Origin of the sequence: Jeotgalibaca sp. A127, assembly GCF_052266745.1 — a bacterium.
In the GTDB taxonomy this organism is placed as follows: domain Bacteria; phylum Bacillota; class Bacilli; order Lactobacillales; family Aerococcaceae; genus Jeotgalibaca.
Genome location: NZ_JBQPRC010000005.1, coordinates 34,986 through 54,079, shown reverse-complemented (window position 1 = coordinate 54,079; position 19,094 = coordinate 34,986). Strand labels below are relative to the sequence as shown.

At 45.2% G+C, this 19,094-nt stretch carries 15 protein-coding genes; 1 reads left to right on the top strand and 14 read right to left on the bottom strand.

Annotated elements, in window-relative coordinates; genetic code table 11:
• Positions 1 to 176: 176 nt before the first annotated feature.
• From ACTVAI_RS06950 to ACTVAI_RS06900, 11 genes are all read right to left on the bottom strand, one after another.
• On the bottom strand, positions 177 to 2,366 hold the full coding sequence (locus ACTVAI_RS06950) for an alpha-galactosidase (protein ID WP_443486244.1): 2,190 nt from the start codon (positions 2,364 to 2,366) through the stop codon (positions 177 to 179).
• Positions 2,367 to 2,378: 12 nt separating this feature from the next.
• The gene (locus ACTVAI_RS06945; RefSeq protein ID WP_443473183.1) at positions 2,379 to 3,203 is read right to left on the bottom strand and encodes a carbohydrate ABC transporter permease; all 825 of its coding nucleotides are present in this window, start codon (positions 3,201 to 3,203) and stop codon (positions 2,379 to 2,381) included.
• Positions 3,196 to 4,002, bottom strand: coding sequence for a carbohydrate ABC transporter permease (locus ACTVAI_RS06940; RefSeq protein WP_443473387.1), 807 nt, complete (start codon positions 4,000 to 4,002; stop codon positions 3,196 to 3,198). Before ACTVAI_RS06940 ends, ACTVAI_RS06945 begins: the two co-directional genes overlap by 8 nt.
• Positions 4,003 to 4,202: 200 nt before the next feature.
• Positions 4,203 to 5,516, bottom strand: a complete 1,314-nt coding sequence (locus ACTVAI_RS06935; RefSeq protein ID WP_443473182.1) for an ABC transporter substrate-binding protein — start codon at positions 5,514 to 5,516, stop codon at positions 4,203 to 4,205.
• 21 nt (positions 5,517 to 5,537) lie between these two features.
• Positions 5,538 to 8,642, bottom strand: coding sequence for a glycoside hydrolase family 2 TIM barrel-domain containing protein (locus tag ACTVAI_RS06930; RefSeq protein WP_443486243.1), 3,105 nt, complete (start codon positions 8,640 to 8,642; stop codon positions 5,538 to 5,540).
• Positions 8,643 to 8,846: 204 nt separating this feature from the next.
• Complete coding sequence (gene dmpG / locus ACTVAI_RS06925; protein WP_443473180.1) at positions 8,847 to 9,881, bottom strand: 4-hydroxy-2-oxovalerate aldolase; 1,035 nt, start codon at positions 9,879 to 9,881, stop codon at positions 8,847 to 8,849.
• A 15-nt stretch (positions 9,882 to 9,896) separates the two neighbouring features.
• Entirely contained in the window at positions 9,897 to 10,784 is an 888-nt protein-coding gene (locus tag ACTVAI_RS06920) for an acetaldehyde dehydrogenase (acetylating) (RefSeq protein ID WP_443473179.1), read from the bottom strand.
• A 17-nt stretch (positions 10,785 to 10,801) separates the two neighbouring features.
• Positions 10,802 to 11,824: a TRAP transporter substrate-binding protein gene (locus ACTVAI_RS06915; RefSeq protein ID WP_443473178.1), complete on the bottom strand. Its 1,023-nt coding sequence runs from the start codon at positions 11,822 to 11,824 to the stop codon at positions 10,802 to 10,804.
• A 24-nt stretch (positions 11,825 to 11,848) separates the two neighbouring features.
• Positions 11,849 to 13,138 (bottom strand): TRAP transporter large permease, encoded by a 1,290-nt coding sequence (locus tag ACTVAI_RS06910; RefSeq protein ID WP_443473177.1) that lies wholly within the window; start codon positions 13,136 to 13,138, stop codon positions 11,849 to 11,851.
• Positions 13,135 to 13,716 (bottom strand): TRAP transporter small permease, encoded by a 582-nt coding sequence (locus ACTVAI_RS06905; RefSeq protein WP_443473176.1) that lies wholly within the window; start codon positions 13,714 to 13,716, stop codon positions 13,135 to 13,137. The genes ACTVAI_RS06910 and ACTVAI_RS06905 overlap by 4 nt, the downstream gene beginning before the upstream one ends.
• Before the next feature lie 160 nt (positions 13,717 to 13,876).
• Positions 13,877 to 14,641, bottom strand: a complete 765-nt coding sequence (locus ACTVAI_RS06900) for an IclR family transcriptional regulator (protein ID WP_443473175.1) — start codon at positions 14,639 to 14,641, stop codon at positions 13,877 to 13,879.
• 214 nt (positions 14,642 to 14,855) lie between these two features.
• Here ACTVAI_RS06900 and rpoN point away from each other — a divergent pair, with 214 nt between their 5' ends.
• Positions 14,856 to 16,154, top strand: a complete 1,299-nt coding sequence (gene rpoN / locus ACTVAI_RS06895) for an RNA polymerase factor sigma-54 (RefSeq protein WP_443473174.1) — start codon at positions 14,856 to 14,858, stop codon at positions 16,152 to 16,154.
• 179 nt (positions 16,155 to 16,333) lie between these two features.
• On the opposite strand, the gene ACTVAI_RS06890 is transcribed toward rpoN, so the two are convergent.
• Genes ACTVAI_RS06890 through ACTVAI_RS06880 form a run of 3 tightly spaced genes read right to left on the bottom strand, consistent with a single transcriptional unit; the run spans position 16,334 to position 19,087 of the window.
• Positions 16,334 to 17,275 (bottom strand): PTS system mannose/fructose/sorbose family transporter subunit IID, encoded by a 942-nt coding sequence (locus tag ACTVAI_RS06890; RefSeq protein WP_443473173.1) that lies wholly within the window; start codon positions 17,273 to 17,275, stop codon positions 16,334 to 16,336.
• A gap of 17 nt (positions 17,276 to 17,292) precedes the next feature.
• Positions 17,293 to 18,090: a PTS mannose/fructose/sorbose transporter subunit IIC gene (locus ACTVAI_RS06885; RefSeq protein ID WP_443473172.1), complete on the bottom strand. Its 798-nt coding sequence runs from the start codon at positions 18,088 to 18,090 to the stop codon at positions 17,293 to 17,295.
• A gap of 25 nt (positions 18,091 to 18,115) precedes the next feature.
• Complete coding sequence (locus ACTVAI_RS06880) at positions 18,116 to 19,087, bottom strand: PTS sugar transporter subunit IIB (protein WP_443473171.1); 972 nt, start codon at positions 19,085 to 19,087, stop codon at positions 18,116 to 18,118.
• Positions 19,088 to 19,094: the final 7 nt, after the last annotated feature.

The window sequence follows — 19,094 nt, the reverse complement described above, 5'->3', positions numbered from 1 at the left end:
TTTTCTGGTTGATTACGCAAAGGTCGGCAACTTTCTTTGGCACCTTTGCGCTACTTTGGCTGCGGCAAAGCAAAGGTCGGGACTTTTGAACGGACCTTTGCATCCATTTGAGTGTAGCAATGCAAAGGTCGACAGCTTTCGCAAGACCTTTGCGTAATCAACGGAGCGCTCTCGTTTTACTCGGCGGTCAAATACCAGGTGAACGCCTGGTAATCTCCTGCCACATTGGTCGGCAGGAACATGCCACTGTACATGAGCTCATCGCCGCCAACCGGAGCGCCGGTGTCGCTGAAACGGTAGTTCTTTTCTGGATCGAGGCCCTGCATCTTCAGGAAACCCAGCGGTTCCGAAGCCTGGTTTAGGACTTTGTAGTAGAACACGAGGGCTTCACTCCGGTCATTGGACACGAACATCCAGGCGCAATCGTTGCCGGCAAACGGGCTGATCAGGCGGTAGAACGAGCCGAACTGCACCAGAGCGCGGTGCTCCTTGTAAAAGGCGACCTGCTCGGCGACCACCTGTCTTTCGTCTTCCGACAGCTTCAATACATCCAGCTCGTACCCCAGGTTACCGGCACTTGCTACGGCGCCACGCATTTCCAGGGAAGTCACGCGGCCCAACTGGTGGTTGGGTGAAGCTGAAACGTGGGCACCCATCGTGATGATCGGGTAAACCAGGCTCGTCCCATACTGGATTTTCAAACGCGAGACCGGATCGGTGTTATCGCTGGTCCAGGTCTGTGGCATGTAATACAGCATGCCGGGGTCGAAGCGGCCGCCACCACCGGAACAGCCTTCGAACAGGATGTGTGGGAACGTGGTGGTCAAATGCTCCAGCATCTCATACAGCCCCAGGATATAGCGGTGGTAAATCTCTCCTTGCTGTTCCGCCGGGTATTCATTGGAAAAGCCTTCCGTGATGTTGCGGTTCATGTCCCACTTCACATAGTCCACTTCGGCATCGGTGAAGATGGCGGTCAAGGCCGCTTCGATATGGTCACGGACCACCTTGCGGCTGAAATCCAGCACATATTGGTTCCGCCCCAACGATTTGCCACGACCCTTGACCTGGAGACACCAATCCGGGTAGGCCCGGTACAGGTCGCTTTCACCTGAGATCATCTCCGGTTCAACCCAGATACCAAACTTCATCCCCTTCGCCTTGATTTTCCGGGAAAAGAAACGGATGCCGTCGGGGAACTTGTCTGTATTGACAAACCAATCCCCCAGCGCCTCCAGGTCGGAATTGCGTTTCCCGAACCAGCCGTCGTCGAGCACGAACAGTTCGATGCCCAGATTGCTGGCTTCATCCACGATCGGCAGCAACGTGCTTTCGGTAAAATCGAAATAGGTCGCTTCCCAGTTGTTGATGAGGACAGGACGTTCCTGGCTTTTGTGCACGCCCCTGAGCAGGTGCTCGCGGTAGAGGTTATGATAGTTTTGCGACATGCCGTTCAGGCCGTCCTGCGAATATACCATCACGACTTCCGGGGTCTGGAAAGCCTGTCCTGCCTCCAGCTTCCAGCTGAACTGGAATGGGTTCAAGCCCAGGTTGAGGCGCAACTGGCTGTATGAATCGACCTGCAGTTGAGCGGCGAAATTGCCGCTGTAGACGAAGCTGAAGCCGTAAACTTCCCCGGATACATCGTCCGCTTTCTTGTCGACCAGGGCCAAGAACGGGTTTTGTTGGTGGCTGCTGGCTCCCCTTTTGCTGTCAATCACCTTGATGCCATGGGCAAGTGCTTCACGCGTCAATTGCGTTTCCCGCGCCCAAGACCCGTTTAGGTGAATCAAGTCGAAATCGGCGACCGGGGAATCCAGGCTCACACTCATCATCTTTTCGATGTTCACCGTTTCCGAACCCACGTTCACCACCTTGGCCGATCGGACCAGGGCGGCATGATGTTTGAAGGACGTGTAGGTCAAGGCAATTTCCAGATCGCCCACTTCATCTTTCAGGATGATTTCAAGGGTTTCGCAATCATTCGCGGACCCTTGCACATGCGGCAATCCCGCCAAGCCTTCCCGACCCGGGAAAACCCGGTGCGTATGGTAGCGGAAATCGCTGATGGAAGTCCCATCCTTGAAGCGGAAGATGAAAGCCGGTTCGCGGAAATCCCCGCTCCCGAAGCTGGCGTATTCCTGCGGCAGGGTATCCAGTGAAAACAGGCGATCGGTGGCATTGTGCAGATTCGGCGAAAAGGAGCGGTCGACCCGGGGATAGTTCCGGATTGATGAGAGCTTCCTGAGCGGGGCCCCGAAATACGTATGTGACAGGATTTCATTTTCTTCTACCGTCAGGATGTAGCTGAAAAAGTCATTTTGAATATGAAAGCGACGTTCGCTTTCGTTAAAAGTAATAGCCATAATACCTCCTTGTTATTTAACCGATCCAAGCATACCTGCCACAAAATGTTTTTGCAGGAAGAAGAAAATCGCTGCGGTCGGAATGGTTGCAATCATAATCGCCAACATGATCATGCCGTAATCCGGAGAGTAGCCTGCTCCCAGGTTGGAAATCAACAAGGGAATGGTTTGATTTTCCGGCGATTGCAAGACAATCAAGGGCCACAAGTAGTTATTCCAGCTACCCATGAACGTAATGATGGCGGCTGCTGCATAGGTCGTTTTCATTGTTGGAATAAAAATGAAGAAAAAACAGCCCAGTTCTGATAAACCGTCAATCCGGCCCGCTTCCAGCAATTCTTTCGGGAACATTTTAGTGTTTTGCCGGAAGAAGAAGACCAAGAAGGCCGTAGCTAAATAAGGCAGATATGCAGAAAATAAGGTATCAATCCCGATTGCCGGCGCTACGGATGAAATGGTTCCGAACATACGGAACAACGGAATCATGATAGCCGCGAAAGGAATCATCATCGATAGCAACAAAATACGAAAGACTATTTCTTTCCCTCTCGATTTGTGGATTTCAAATCCGTAACCGGCAAGCGAAGCTACAAGAAGCGAGAAAAAGGTTTGGGACAAGGATACAATGGTCGAGTTTTTGGCGGCCGTCACGATATCTACGGTTTCCAACAGTTTCTGGAAGTTAGCAATCAGATTTGTACCCGGCAACAGCTTTCCGTTGGTGACATCGATGGAAAGGTTAGTCGCGCTAACAATCAAGAAATAAAACGGAAAGGCAAAAACGATGCTCACCGCAATCAAAAATGCGTAAACTGCCACTTTTTTTGTTTTAGTCATTGTCTCTACCTCCTACCCAAAATTGTATACTTGAGAAAATAATGACGAGAATTACGATGGCATAAGAAACAGCCGCTGCATAACCGAAGTCCGGCGTAAATTTAAACGAAAGGTTGTAAATATACTGGGAAATGGTCGTGGTTGCATTACCCGGTCCACCACCCGTGATGTTCATCGGCTCATCGAACAATTGCAGGGTCCCGATGGTCGAGGTCACGGTCGTAAACAAGATGACCGGTTTCAACATCGGTACGGTGATTTTGAAGAATTGTTGGATGCTTGATGCCCCATCGATTCGGGCTGCTTCATAAATTTCCGGACTGATATTTTGCAAGGCCGACAAGAAGAAAATCATGTTATAACCGGTCCAGCGCCAAGTAATGGCGATGATGATCAACACTTTGGCCCAGAATGGGTTGGATAACCACAAAATTGGGTCATCAATCAAGGATATACTCATCAAGATTTTATTGACGATTCCGTTATTACTGAACAAATATTTGAAAATAATGGAATACGCAACCAGGGATGTGACGGATGGTAGGAAAACAAGCGTCCGAAAAAGCCCTTTCCATTTCAATGTTTTTTGATTCAACAGCACTGAGAAGAAGATTGCCAGTATTACCATGATCGGCACCTGGAACAGCAGGAATATCAGTGTGTTTTTAGTAGCGGTCATAAACGTGGGATCCTGGAATAAACGCTTGTAGTTATTCAAGCCCACGTACTCCAGATTAACACCAGTACCTGATTGGAACGATAGTAACAACGATTGCACCATTGGATAAAAATAAAACATGCCGATTAAGCCAACCGATAGAATGACAAATGCCCAACCTAAAATGTCTCTTTGTGTTTTTAACTTGCTCTTTTTTACTTTACGATTTGCTATACTTTTCTCCACCTGTTTCTCCCCCTTATAGCAAATCCTAGAAATCAATAACTTTGATTGTTGGTAAACGAATCAAGTCATTAATTTCTAGGATATCGATGCTGATTCTACTGGATTTGTGTTTCTGCTTGTGTTTGGGCGTTGGCTAAAATTTCATCCAAATCCCCACCATTCAAGTACTCTTGCATAGCCACAACCATGATATCTTCGATAGCGTAGGTGTTTTGACCAAAATTAACTTGTGGAATTTCTGTTATCCAAGCTGAAAAGTCTTGGTATACTGCTTGCCCACCGAAGAATTCGTCTTCCATTTTATAAGCGTCGCCTTCAGCAGCCGGACCGAATGCACCGATCGCACCGATTTCTTCAACTAACGTTTGATACAACTCATCGCTGGAACCGAATGTTTCAATCAAAAAGTCTGCTGCTGCTTCTTTGCCATCAACGTTCAAGACATACCATGATGAACCACCCAAGTTGGATGCATTGACAGAGCCTTCAATATCCAAGCGAGGATATGGCACAACTGCCCATTTACCTGATTGGTCAGCAGCTTGTTTGATGGAAGGCGTGAACCAGTTACCAGTTGGAGCTGTTGCTACAGCACCCGTGTTGACTGCTGATACCAATTGACTCCAGTCACTATGGACGTTCATCATGCCGCCATCAACCATGCCTTTATAGACTTTGAAAGCTGATTTTAGTGCTTCATTGTCCGCAATATCCGGTGTCGTTCCATCTTCTGCTGTGTACCATTTACCGGCTGTTTGGATCATTGTCCGAATCAAGCCAAGATCATTGTGGTCACTCGTTACAAATTTTACGCCGGTTTTTTCAGTGACATCTTTCCCGATCGTAACGTACTCTTCCCATGTGATATCGGTCAAATCTTCTACTGAATAACCCGCTTCTTCAAGAATATCAGTACGAACATAAAGGCCTGTTACCCCGGAGTCAAACGGAACTGTGTAAACTTCATCCTCAACTGTTCCCGCTGTGACTTTATAGTCTGCGAAATCATCCGCATTAAGTAAGTCCGTTACCGGGTAGAAAGATTCCGGATAAGCTTCCAGGAAACTTTGGATACGGTAGTCCTCAATCAAGACGATGTTTGGCATTCCTTTAGTTGTTCCGGAACTCAAACTTGTATTCAATTTTTGGACGATATCATCCTGTGCATTTTCAATCACATTTAATTCAAAATCCGGGTTGTCAGCGGTATAAACTTCTTCCGCCAATTCCAGGGCTTTCAAGTTGAAGGCTGGGTCCCATGCCCAAACGGTGACTTGATTTGTACCCCCTCCCGTCGTGCTTGATCCTTCTGTTCCAGTGGACTCAGCTGTTTCGCCTCCGTCACTCGCACACGCTGCCAATAATAAACCTGCTGTTGCCAAACCCAACCATTTTGTCATTTTATTCATTTTCTGTTCCTCCTTTATTTTTTAAACATATTTATTCAGTGTTTGTGGTTGCCATTCGTTTTTCGAAAATGCGAACATCGTAAAGGAAAATGAGAAATCTTGATTTAATAACACGTACTGTTCCAACACACCCGGACCACAAGTTGCCGACCCGATTCCTTGGTGTTTTTGATCCACGTTCAGTTCGATAAAGTCCTGCTTTTCTAAAGCATGCGTGTGTGTGGCTGTTTCCAGGTTCTCAGTTGTATAAGGTCTGGCGCTGAAATTAAAATCATCACCTTTGACAAACAACCCAGAACCACTATCAGCGTTCAATGCCACCCAGGATACATCTGTCCGGTTGCCGTTTTCCTGAGGCACTACATAGTTTGTTGATAATTCCGGTATGCCTGCATGCCAAATTCCGAAACGATTGGCTAGTTTGGTGTCTGAGTATGCCTCACCTGGTCCTCTTCCGAACCACGAAACATTTTGCAAGGTTTGATTGATTCTCGCCTGCAGTCCGATTTTCGGTAAAGTTTCGGGTCCTTCGCCCACTTTTTTCGCTTCCACATTGACTGCCATTCGTCCATCTGCCTGGATGTGATAGGTGGTTGTAACCTCGAATCCCCAATCAAGGACGGGTGGCGCGACTTTCGTTTCAACCGTCACGGTCACGTCGGTTTCACTCTTATCGACGTTGACTGCCTTGATACGGGTTTGCAAATGATTCAAACCGTGCTTCTTCCAATCTTGTGCCACTGACTTAGTTTGGAATTCCACACTGCTTTTCAGGTCGTTATCAGTTGGTGCCCGCCAAATATTCAGCTTAAACCCTTGTTCAAGGAGTTCCAACTCATTTACTTTCCAGGAAACGAGTTCTCCTTTATTGAGGTTAAATATCCATTCTGTATTGGTTCCCTCAACTTTTAGAACGTTTTTGTTCTGGTCAACATGTAGCTGAGAAACAACAAGTAAATCTTTTTTAGCTTGTTTAGCAGTATTTAAAAGCTCTTGATGCCAAGCAATTTCGTGACCTGACTTAGCCCATCTCGTATTGAATTTTTGTAAAAATTGAATGTTCAGGATTGGATTAAAAGCTTGATCTACACTATTTTGGGGTAAGTCAAGTTCAACTTTCTTTTCTTGTCCTGCCTGGATATCTGATAAATCAAGCGTTCCTTCTCGTAGTATTTCCTCGCCATCAACCAATTGCCAAACCCCATAAACATGGTCGAGATTGATAAAATCATAATCATTTTGAATGGTTATATATTTATCTTCCAATGAAAAATCCGTCACGCGAATCTGTTCAATCACTTTTTTATATTCATATAACGCGGGTGAAGGCGTCCGGTCCGGCATCACTAGACCGTCGATGACAAATGTTGAATCATGAGGCGTTTCTCCAAAATCCCCACCATAGGCAAAATACGATTCACCCGTTTCGGTGTGTTTGCGAATGCCATGATCCATCCATTCCCACACAAAACCACCTTGTAGGCGTGGATGTTTCCGGAAGACTTCCATATATTCCTTGAATCCACCTGGACCATTTCCCATCGCATGGGCATATTCGCAAAGGATATGTGGTTGCTTGAATTCAGTGCGCTGTCCGAGTTCGTCCATCAGTTCCACCGAACTATACATGGTTGAGAACATATCCGCTGCAACATTTTCCTCTTGTGGATCGTTGTTCGTGCGCGTCAGAATATCGCGTGTTTCTCCTTCATAGTGAATCAAACGCGTATCATCTCGTTTTTTAGCCCAATCGTACATCGCTACATGGTTTTGACCGAAACCGGATTCATTTCCAAGCGACCAGATGATGACGGAAGGATGATTCTTATCGCGTTCAACCATGCGTTCCATGCGGTCTAGGTAAGCCGGTTGCCATTCCAGGGAATCACTCAGTTGATTCCACTTGCCGATAATATCGAAACCGTGCGTCTCAATATCCGTCTCATCAATAACATACAAACCATATTCATCACACAAAGCGTAAAATCTTGGATCGGCAGGATAGTGGGCTGTACGAACTGCGTTGATATTGTATTGCTTCATTAACTGGACATCTTTTACCATCCAGTCAAAATTTATCGCCCGCCCATAATCTGGGTTATCCTCGTGACGGTTCACACCTCTGAACATAATCGGTTGCCCGTTTATTTGAATTAACCCATCTTTCAACTCTACCATTCGGAAACCGACTTTTTGCGGAATGACTTCCACGATGTGGTCGTTTTTCTTAAGTGTCAAAATCAAATGGTACAGGTAAGGTGTTTCTGCCGTCCATTTTTCTGGGTTTTCTACATCTAATAGGAGACTGGTCAGATTTCCAGACATTTGAACGTCATTTGCGATAATCTCTTCCCTATCATGATTCAAAAGGGTTACGTTCAGTGCGTATCCCGAACCCTCCGTAATAGAATCCGTTTTCAATTCCAACGATAAAGTTGCATCTTTATATTCTTTATCCAGTTCTGTTTTGATGAAAATATCCTGGATGGAAATTTCAGGTTTCGTATAGAGATAGACATCACGGAAAATCCCGCTCATCCACCACATATCCTGGTCTTCTAAATAACTCATTGCCGACCATTTATAAACTTTAACAGCCAGAGTATTTTCTCCTTCACGAATATGATCGGTGATATCAAATTCTGAAGGTTCGCGACTACCGGTACTGTAGCCAACCTCTTCGCCATTTACCCAAACATGAAAAGCACTGTCTACCCCTTCAAAGCGAAGAATGGCTCTTTCGTTGTCATCAGCTTTGTTGAAGTTGAAATTTTTCCGATATAATCCGGTCGGGTTATCCGACGGTATATGGGGCGGATCGACCGGGAATGGATATTGGACATTGGTATAATGCGGACGACCATGACCGTTTAATTCCCAATGAGCCGGTACAGGCATTGTTTCCCACTCTTCGTCTGCAAATTGTTCGCTGAAGAACTGCTCCGGCCCTTCTTCCGGAGTAAGCGTATACATAAATTTCCACAAACCATTCAGAAGCTGGAAGCCTCTCGCTAACTTTCTTTCATAAGTAAGTGCATTTTCCTTGTTTTGATAACCAAAGAAATAAGCATGTGGATTTAAGGTATTTCTGTGCAGAATTTGATGATTTAAATAATCTTTATTCAAAACGAAAATCCCTCCCGCCTTTAGTAAAACATTTTACATATTATTTACTAAATGATTAATTACATTATAAGATTCAATATATTTGAAGTCAATAGTAAGCGGTTAATTTATATATTAACAAACACTACCTGATGCGACCAATGTTATCCCCAAAAAAAAGCGTGCCCCTCTATCTTTGCGAGGATGCACGCTACTACCGTGTTCTTAATTCAAGATCAATTCTTTTTTCCGTGCTTCGGCCATTTCTGACGCCACATCGGCGATCATATCTTCCTGACCACCGACCACTTGCCGTTTTCCCAGTTCGATTAAAATATCGCGTGGGTCGATGCCGAAGCGTTTGCCGGCCCTTTGCGCATGCAGGCGGAAACTGGAATAAACCCCGGCATATCCCATGGTCAAGCTGTCTTTGGTAATTTCTTGTGGAACTTCCAAAATTGGAGCAACAATATCTTCCGCGGCATCCATGATTTTGTACAAATCTACCCCGGTTTCAATCCCCATTTTATCTAGGACCGCCACCAATACTTCTGTTTGGGTATTTCCGGCCCCCGCACCCAGTGCGCGGATGCTGCCGTCGATGCGGGTCGCTCCCGCTTCGATTGCGGCCAAGGTGTTCCCCATCGCCAATCCCAAGTTGTTATGCGCATGGAAACCAACTTCGACCGAGAGGGCCTCTTTCAAGGCGGTTATTTTTTCCGTGACTTCGCGCGGTACCATCGCACCCGCCGAGTCGGTACAATAGACAACGTCCGCCCCATAACTTTCCATCAATTTTGCTTGCTCAACCACCTTTTCTACTGGTGCCATGTGGGACATCATGAGGAAGCCGACAACTTCCATTCCTAATTTTTTCGCATATTCAATATGTTGTTTGGAGACATCAGCTTCCGTTACATGGGTTGCTACCCGCACCATACGCGCGCCCAGTTGGAAGGCTTTTTCCAGATCAGGGATCGTTCCAATTCCCGGCAGGAGCAAGACCGAAATTTTCGAATAATCGCAGACATCAACCGCAGCCTTGATCAATTCATATTCATCGACTTTAGAGAGGCCGTATTGTAACGTGGATCCCCCCAACCCGTCCCCATGACTCACTTCGATATACGGAACGCGGGCCTCGTTCAAGGCTTTTGCCACCGCAGTCACTTGTTCAACGGTGAATTGGTGGGCAACGGCATGGCTACCGTCCCGGAGTGCGACCTCTGTTAAAATAACATCTAGTTGTTTATTTTCCATTATAAGTTCCCCTTCCTATGCGTCCTGTTTTTGCAAGGCAGCTTTGAGCGCAAATTCTTCCGCGACTTTCACTGCTGCTGCGGTCATGATATCAAGATTCCCCGAATATTTAGGGAAGAAATCACCGGCGCCTTCAACTTCAATAAAGACGGTGATTTTGTTCCCGTCAAACAGAGGTTCCCCACGCAGACGATAGCCAGGGACGGCTTTTTGGACTTCGGAAACCATTTCATTGATGGATTTTTGAATCGCTTCTTCATCCATCTTATCCTCTTCGACTAAAGCATAGACGGTATCGCGCATGTAAATCGGCGGTTCAGCCGGATTCAGAATAATAACTGCTTTGCCCTTTTTGGCCCCCCCGACAGCTTCCAATGCTTTGGAAGTCGTTTCCGTGAACTCATCGATGTTGGCCCGTGTTCCGGGACCGGCACTTTTACTGGAAATGGTTGCGACTATTTCCGCATATTCGACCGGCGCAACGCGGTTGATGGCACTGACAATCGGTGTCGTTGCCTGGCCGCCACACGTGATGAGGTTGACATTATCCTTGTCCAGATGTTCATCAATATTGACGGTAGGAGCGACATAGGGTCCGATGGCAGCAGGTGTCAAGTCATACATCATTTTACCCAATTCCCTGGCTACCTTGGCATTGTAAAGATGCGCCCCAGCAGACGTTGCGTCAAACAGGACATCCGCCAACTCCGGTTCTTTTCTGAACCCGTCAATTCCGTCGGCAAAACAACGCAACCCCAATTCCTTAGCCCGTTTCATCCCTGCTGACTCCTCATCAATCCCGATCATCACGGTCGGTTCCAGGATATCGGATTGGAACAGTTTCATCATCAAGTCGGATCCGATGTTTCCGGAGCCGATAATTCCTGCTTTAATTTTTTTCATCATTATTCTTCCCCTTTTCACTTGGCATTTTTGTCAGCTGCATTTATATAAGCTTCATAGATGCCAGGATCGACTGCTGCTTCGATTTGGCCATATACGGATTGCGCTTTTTCAGCAAATGACTGTTGTTGTTCCGGTGTCAGTTCAATGATTTCGATGCCGTAATCAACAATTTCCTGGGTCATCTCCTCGATATTCGCATCGAGATACTCATTGGAATAGCTGATTGCTTCCGTGGCCGATTCACTCACAAGTTCCTGCAAATCTTCAGGCAATTCGTTGTAGAATTCCAGATTCATCGCCCAAGGGATGGTCTGCAGCAGGTGATTGGTCATGATGAAGTAATCTTGTTGTTCGTAAAACTTTTGAGAATAAATCAACTCGATTGGCGTTTCTTGCGTATCAACTGTTCCTTGTTGCAAAGCCGTATACAATTCGTTAAAAGGCATCGGTGTCGGACTGGCCCCAATTGCGCTCCAGGCGGCTATATGGAATTGGTTTTCAATTACGCGGATGGTTTTTCCTGCCATTTGTTCCGGTTCAGTAATGACTTCATTGGCCGTCATGATCCGAAAACCTTGGTCGGCCGTTCCTAAAAATTTGAAGCCGGCTTCTTCATATTCCTTTGAAAGCTTGGCAACGAACTCGGGATCGCTGTTGGTTGCACGGGCATGTTCCAGATCCTGGAAGAGGAAATGCAGGTCAAATACAGCAGCTCCCGGAACGAAGTTCACTTGCACGGCCGCATTGGAGTTCATGACGGTGATATCGCCAAATTGGACGCCTTCCATCAATTCACGGTCCCCGCCCAATTGCGAGTTGGGATAAATTTGGACCTTGATCCGGCCGTCAGAACCTTCTTCAACTAATTCCTTGAATTTTACAGCACCTTGATGCAATGAGGCCACATCCGCTGCGCCGTGCGCATAATTGATGACATACTCAGGTTGGTTCTCGTTTGTTTTTCCGGAGACAAGTCCGCATCCAGCCAAGGTTGTGGCAATGAATGCTGTTAGCATCAGTGTGATTTTCTTTTTCATGGTATCCCTCTCATTCTTATCTCTTTACTTGAGTAACAACAGGCTGATTTCTGGAATAAAGGCAATTAACAATGCCGCAATCACAAAGGCAATCATGTACGGGGTTGCTTTCTTGGCAACCTCCATGACCGGTACCCCACTGATGGAACTGGCAACATAGAGGTTCAGGCCAACCGGTGGCGTCACGAAGCCGATTGCCAATACCACAATCGTGATAACACCAAAGTGGACAGGATCCATCCCAATGGCAGTAACGATTGGCAAGAAAATCGGCGTCAAGATTAAAATCGCGGCCAGTGTTTCCATGAACATACCAACTATCAAGAGGAAGCCTATGATAATCAGGATAATGGCAACCTTGGATGATACGGCCCCAGTTATCGCTGTGGCAATAGTTTGAGGTGCCTGCATAATAGTCAGGACACGTCCGAATACCGTTGCTGTCGAAACTACCAACAGAACGGGAGCAGCCGTTTTAATCGTATCTTTCGTTATACTTGCTAAGTCTTCAAGTTTCATCGTTTTGTAAATAAGGATGCTGACGATGAGGGAATAGACAACCGACAAGTTCGCAGCTTCTGTAGGAGTCACGATTCCGCCGTAAATCCCCCCAAGGATGATGACTGGTGTCATCAAGGCCCAGAAACTTTCCTTTAAAATTCCCGCAAAACCATTCTTTCTCAGTTCGTCAGTGTTTTTTTTCAATTTTTCTTTGTCTTCACCGTGTTTCTTATAATAGAAGTAAGTATAGATACATAAGAATGCACCAATCAAAACACCGGGTATTATTCCAGCTGTAAACAGATCACCTACTGAAGCTCCAGCCGAGGTTCCATAAATGATGAATGGCACACTAGGCGGGATGATGACTCCTAATCCACCAGCTACGGCGATAGTTGCAATAGATACTCTTTTGTCATAGCCCAATTCAGTCAACAATGGGAATGTCATCGCCCCAACCGCTGCAACGGTTGCCGGTGCCGAACCGGAAATGGCCCCGTAAAACAAACAGGTGATGATGGCAGCAATGGGCATGCCACCGGTTTTGTCACCGATAAAATAAGCGAAGAAGTTAAAAATACGTTTGGAAATACCACCTTTGGCCATGATATTACCCGAAAGGATAAACAAAGGGATCGCAAGTAATGAATAGGAATCGATGCCCGTCACCATATTCCGGAAAATATACCCGGCACCGGCCGGCAAGCTCGGATCGAAAACTGATGCCGAGAGCGAGGCGATTCCCAGCGAAATCGCAATCGGGACACCCAATATCAATACAATGAAGAAAACAATAAAAATTCCTGTAATCATCTTTCTCTACCTCCTGTTTGGGTAACGACATCCGTATCATTCAGGCGTTCTTCTTTCGTTGTGAATTCGCTTTCATTGCGTTCATCGACAACTACTGTCTTTTGTGCAGTGCTTCTGACAATAATAAGCCGTGCATATTTTTGGATGAGACGTACGATAACAAGGATAAAACCGACGAAAACTGAGCCGTAAACAAGGTACATCGGTAATTGTAATCCCGGACTGGTTTGGTTGGTATTAAACAAGATACTGATGACCTTCATGCCCGGTTGGAGCATGATGATGGCAAAAACGAAGAAAATCGCATCCCCGATCATTTCAAGCGGTTTTTGTAATTTCGGTACGGATAGCTCCAACATGTCGATCCGGATGTGGGATTTATTTTTGATTGAGTAACTCATGCCTAAGAAGGTGAACCAAATGAACAAATAGCGGGATAATTCTTCCGGCCAGGCAAGTGCTTCCCCGAATACATAGCGTAGCGTAATCTGCAGACCCATTATCAATACTATTCCCCAAAGAGAAAATGACATCAAGATTTCTTCGCCTTTTTCATTTAATATTTTTAATAACTTCATTATTTACACTCCTTTTCTGCCTCTTAATATTCACATGCGTCAATCTTTTTTGTTACCGCTTACAAATTCACCCCTTTTTAAGTTCGACATTGTCGAACCGTGTTCATATATAGTTCCGAAAAAAAGTTTTTATCAGTGTGATTATTCAACCTAATAAAAACTAATTTTTTTGTATATATCCCATTTTTTCGGAAATTTGTTGTGCTGTTCTCAAAACGAGTTTTGTCACCATTTTGATTTTTCCTGGTGTCATCCGAAAAGTCGGACCGGAAACGCTGACTGCATAATGGACATTGCCCGTATAATCAAATATCGGTGCCGCTACACAATAAAGGCCCTTTGCATATTCCTCTTTATCATGCCCATAACCATTTTGTCTTATTCGTTCCAGTTCTTCCAACAGTTCTGCTTTCGTTGCGATGGAATGTGGCGTAAATGTCTCAAATTCATCAGGCAAATTCTCCAAAACGCTTTGACTGGAGAATGCCAATAGACATTTTCCGATACCCGTATTTTGTGCCGGAATCCTTGAGCCGATAGTCGTTGTGATGCGGATGGATTGTTGGGTTTCCCGTTTGTCCACATACATGACCTCTGAATCAACCAAGGTTCCTAGATGAACTGTCTCTTCGACCAAATCACAAAGATCATCAATAAACGGCCCGGCTACTTCAGTCACATCGATGGATTTTTTAACCAATTCTCCCATCTCCATCAGCTTTAAACCCAAGCGATACTTCTGGGTTTCCTCGTCCTGGTTCAATAAACCATTCCATTTCAAGGTGTTCACGATTCCGTGGGCGGTACTTTTACCGACATGCAATTGTTCGGCGATTTCCGTGAGGCGCCATTCCGGATTTCGCTCCGTAAAACAGTTCAAAACTTGGACCGCACGATCAATCGATTGAATTCTGCCATTGCTCATCTTGTTCCCTCATTCTTAATTTCTTGGCTCCATCGTAACAGATTCCCCTTCGTTTGTAAACGCTTTATTTGAAAAGGTTCAATATTATCGAACGCGATTCGTATAAATAAGAGGTTTCGTTTTTTAGAAGTCTTCTTTCTTTGAATGCGCTATCTATCAGCATTCATTTTGTTCTCTGCATGTGGTAGAATGAAGCCAGAAAGAAGGGGTTGATATGGAATTTAATCAGCAAATAAAGCAACAACAGGCACAAAAACAAGCATTTATTCCTAACCTCGTCCAAGGTATGGAAATGTTGCAATTAAATCGAATGGAATTATCCACTTACTTAAATAGCGTTTTACTGGGAAATCCTTTTATTGAGATGTCGGTAAATGAACCCTTAACCATTTCCGCTAAGGACGTTTCCACAAATGATGTTTCAGCGGTAATCGAGCAAACATCAGTGTATGAAGCATCCTTGTACGAGTTTTTACAGGAGCAGATTTATTTACTTTACCGGGACACGCCACTTAGGAAACTAATTTTTTGGTGGGCGGAACAACTTGACCCGCGTGGGTATGTCATGAAGACAATCAAAGAAGCGCAAGCGGAAACGCATGCTTCGGCAATCGAACTCCTGGATGGATTGACGTTATTGCAACAATTGGATCCGGCTGGTATCGGGGCACGGACGTTGCAGGAATGTTTAATGTTACAGACAGAACGGGTTGATTTTGCCCCAAATCTGGCTTACGTAGTCCTGGAGGAACATTACGAGGATTTGGTTCAGAAGAATTGGCAAAAAATTGCCGACCATTATGAAACGACATCGGATAAAATTGCGGAAATTTACCAATTCGTGCAACGCTTGACACCGGCACCCGCGGAAGCATTTGAAACGCGGACGAAGACAGTGCCTTACATTGTACCGGAGTTGATGGTGACTTTGGAAGACGGTGAGTTGGCGATTAAGGAGACGAAATACAAGACACCGTTGCTGACTTTGAACGCTAGTTATTTCGAGGAAATGAAAGCGATTGACGACGCAGAAGTTAAGGCATATGTGAATGCCAAGAAACAGGAATTCGATCAACTGCAGGCGAGCTTGATGAAGCGGAAAGAAACGGTCCTGACAGTAGGCACAGCCGTACTTTCGTATCAGCACGCGTTTTTCACAGAAGATAATAGTCCATTGAAACCACTGCAGTTAAAAGATGTGGCGGAAATGTGTAGGTTGAGCGAGTCAACCATTAGCCGTGCTGTACGGGAAACATTCGTTCAAACGCCGAAAGGAATTTTTGAGTTGAAGACGTTCTTGTCACGCCGCATGCAAAATAGCGAACAGTCTCGGGATGACGTATTGAACGTGTTGCAGGAATTAATTGCTGGCGAGGATCAGCATCGTCCCTACTCCGATCAGGCTTTGGTGGAGATGTTGGCGAAAAAAAATATTCAGGTTTCGCGCCGAGCCATAGCGAAATATCGGCAACAATTGAACATCCCTTCTTCAACCGATCGAAAAATAAAATAACAGGCTGTAAGTGCGGCGTTCATAGGAAATATTTTCTATGAACGCCGCTTTTTTGCCGAAAATGCGGCGTTAAAAACTATGAGCGTGAGCGGAACGCCGCACACACAAAATGCAAACAAAAAAAGCCCCACCCTGATAAACACCACGAAAATCAGGATGGGACTTTCTTTTATATTTTATTAACCTAAAATACCTAATACATAACCAATTGTACCAACAACAAACAATCCGAAGATGATTGTGATTGGGCTGACTTTTCTACGAAGTAACCACACGCATAGCAATGTCAAAGCTAATGGTGCAATACCTGGTAGTAATGAATCCAGTGTGCCTTGCAGCGTTGTCACTTGTTCTGTTGAAACGCTCAAGCCTGATTGAATTTCAGTCACGATGTTACGCAGCATATCGCCAGAAACAACGCCTTCGTTTACAGCGTCAGCAACGACACCGAAGTTAACGCGGTCTTGTTCAGCAACTTCCATACGGCTAAGTACCATCGGGAAGTTCATGCTTGTCCAACGTGGTACCAATACACCCATGATGAACATACCAAGAACAGAAGCACCTTGAGTCAGTTTTTGCATCAATCCGCCGCCCAAGTTTTGAGCGATGTTCCCACCTTGGACATAACCGAATTCTTGCGTGTACCACAAGAATGCCATACGGACAACGTTCCAAACTACGAAGAAAATAATTGGTCCCATCCAGTTTTCACTCAATGCCAGGGATGCCGCGAAAGCTCCTAATACCGGACGTAAGGTTCCCCAGAAAATTGGGTCACCCACACCAGCCAAAGGACCCATCATACCGATTTTAACCCCTTGAATAGCTGCGTTGTCGATGTCACGACCAGCTGCTTTTTCTTCTTCAAGTGTCAAAGTTACACCTAATACAGGTGCAGCTACGTATGGATGTGTATTAAAAAATTCCAAATGACGTTTCAAAGCTTCAGAACGGTCTTCTTTAGTTGTGTATAATTTTTTCAAAGCCGGGATCATTGCATACGCCCAACCCACGTTTTGCATACGCTCGAAGTTCCATGATGCTTGGAGGAATTGACTTCTCCAAGCAACGTGCAAACGATCTTTTTTAGTTAATTTATAATTGTTGTTTTCAGTCATTATTCTCATCGCTCCTTTTAATAGTCGTTCAAGATATCATCTAATGGGTCGCCGCCACCGCTTGTTGGACCCCCACCGCTTGTTTGGTTGAATTCAGGTGAGAATTGTAGGTAAAGAAGAGCCAATACGACACCGATAATACCCATTGCGATTAAGTTCAATTCACCGATTGCTGAAAGTGCGAATCCTAGAGCGAAGAACATCCATAGTTTTGGTGTTGCCATCATGTTAATAACCATTGCGTAACCTACTGCTACGATCATTCCACCACCAACAGCCAAACCACCTGTCAACCAGTCTGGAATACTGTTCAAACCAGCCGTTACTACATCAGCCGGAACAGCCAAGATTATAGCTGCTGGGATTGCGATACGTAGTCCTTGTAGCATCAAAGCACCCAAATGGTACATTTCAACGCCACGGAAAGATCCTTCTTCTGCTTTTTTGTCAGCACCGTGTGCCAAAACAACTGTTGCAGTACGAACGAACATTGTTAACACTTGACCAGCAACTGCCAAAGGAATTGCCAATGCAATACCTTCTGTAATACTAGCACCGTTAACGGTAACCAAGATTGCGGATGCGATTGAAGCCAAAGCAGCATCCGGTGCTACTGCAGCCCCGATGTTCATCCAGCCCAAGGCAATCAATTGCAAGGTACCACCAAGTAGTAAACCTTCCACTGGGTGACCTGTAACGATACCGATTAAAGTTGCTGCCAAAATTGGTTGGTGAAATTGAAACTCATCCAAAATACCTTCCATACCAGCAATAAATGCTACAACAAGAATTAAAATAACTGTAATAAAATTCATTTTGTAATCCCTCCTCTATATACTATTAAACAAATTTCGTTTTCTTCAATAATTCGTTCATGTTTTTACGTTGGTCTGATGGCACTTTACGAACATCAAACTTGATTCCTTTATCACTTAAAGCTTTCAAGGATTTAACGTCTTTTTCGTCTACAGACAATACGTTGTTAATCATGACTTTACCTTCTGAGTGAGCCATTGAGCCGATGTTTACTTCTTCAAGTTCAACGCCACCTTCAACGACACGCAGAACGTCCGTTGGGTTTTCAAATAAAAGCAATGCACGTGTTTTTCCGAAACGAGGATCTTTCCAGATTTCGATCATTTTGTCGATTGGAATAACGTTTGCTTTAACCCCTGGAGGTGCAGCTTGGGTAATCAATGATTTACGTAAATCATCTTTGGAAACCTCATCAGACACAACAATGATACGGGTCGGTTTAACGTCTTTAGACCATGCCGTTGCAACTTGTCCGTGCAATAAACGTGAGTCAACACGTGCCAAGCCGATATCGATACGGCCAGAACCCACTACCGTTCCTTCCGGAAGAGCTTGATTTGAAGCAACAGGACCGTTTGTTTGCGGTGTAGCAACTTCGCCTAGTGATTCCGGTTTCACTTTTACGTTTTCTTGCGCCACAGGTACAATTGCTTTGGCAATAGCATGTGATTCATTCATGGAATAGCGTGCTGTTAAAGCTTCGATTAACATCGGTAAGCTCAATCCTGCAACGATTGCCCATTTGTCCTTGTTTTGTTCGTAAAGGCTGTTTGCCTGATTGAACGGTGTTCCGCCCCACAAGTCTGCCAATACCAACACTTCATCTGTATCGAAAGAAGCGGCTGCATCTTCGATTTTTTTCCGGATATCATCCGGACCTTCGCTTGGTTGCAATACCACTGCTTCGACATTTTCTTGTTCACCAACAATCATCGTTGCGGATTGCAAGATGCCTTGAGCGAATTCACCGTGGCTTGCTATAATAATTCCAACCATTCATTTC